We start from the raw sequence: 1171 nt of genomic DNA, 5'->3' as shown, positions 1-1171 counted from the left end.
GATCGGGGTGGCGTCGGGAGGGGAAGGTGGTGGACCGTTGGGGGATGGAAGGGTTAGAGATCGTACGGCGGCCGCAGCCGCGGGACGTGCTCGTGAGGCTCGGGCTGGGTGATGCCGACCTGCGAAGGCTGGTGCGGCGGGGAAGGCTTCAGCATCATCACGGGCACTACATCGACGGCAGCATCGCCGCAGACATCGCGGTCAGCGCTTGCGCTCAGGCTGCGCATCCGGGCTCGGTCGTGAGTCACTTCAGCGCTGCGCGGCTTGCGGGTCTCAGCACCTGGGTCGACGGTGCGCGTAGATCGCCACCGCCGTACGACGCGACCTGGCTGACCCGGCCGCCCGAAACTCCTCGAAATCAGCGGCGCCGAAACCTCGTCGTACGGCGTGCTGGTCTTGCCCCCGAGGACGTATCGCGGCACGGCTGGCTGCCCGTCACAAGCACCGCCCGAACGGTGGCGGACCTGGCCCGGGAGCTGCCGACGCGCGAGGCGATCGTCACAGTCGACGACGCATTGCGATCCGGTACGACGTTCGATGAGCTGGCCGCGGTCCTCGAGCGCCAGGAGCAGTGGCCGGGCGTACGGCGCGCTCGGGCCACGATCGCGTTCGGTGACGCGCGTGCGGAGTCGGCGTTGGAGTCGATTGCCAGGTTCAGGTGTGTGGCCGGAGGTCTCCCGATGCCGGAGCTCCAGGTGCAGTTCTTCGACGGGTTCAGCTGGATGCTGGAGCGGGTCGACCTGTGGTGGCCGGAGTTCCGCACCGCCGGGGAGGCCGACGGTCTTGCGAAGTACGACGCGGCGACCCCGCAAGAGCGCCGGCACCTGCTCCGGCTGGCGCATCGACGTGACCAGGTCCTCAGTGATCGAGGGATCGAGCTCGTGCACTTCGGCTGGGAGGACACCGTCGACCCGCGATCCGACCTGATCCCCCGCCTGCAGACGGCGTTCGACCGCGGCCGCGCCCGTCCCGGTCCTGCTCCGACCTGGCGGGTCGCTCCCGGCTACGCGCAACTCGCCGCCTAGCCACAACTTTGAGTACCCCCCCTCTGCGCCAGGCTGGTCGTGAGTCAGTTCGCGATTAGTGAGGAGTATTGGTGATGACGGTGGGTGTGGGTTTTACGGCGGTGGAGATTCGGGAGTTCGTGCACGCGTATTACGTGCAGCCGCGG

General features: G+C 68.5%; 1 pseudogene. It reads left to right on the top strand.

Annotated elements, in window-relative coordinates:
- Positions 1-1025 (top strand): annotated as a pseudogene (locus E1263_RS42415) (hypothetical protein); the annotation flags it as partial.
- Positions 1026-1171: the final 146 nt, after the last annotated feature.

The sequence above is a fragment of the Kribbella antibiotica genome, from assembly GCF_004349055.1.
In the GTDB taxonomy this organism is placed as follows: domain Bacteria; phylum Actinomycetota; class Actinomycetes; order Propionibacteriales; family Kribbellaceae; genus Kribbella; species Kribbella antibiotica.
This window is presented reverse-complemented; position numbering and strand designations above follow the sequence as displayed.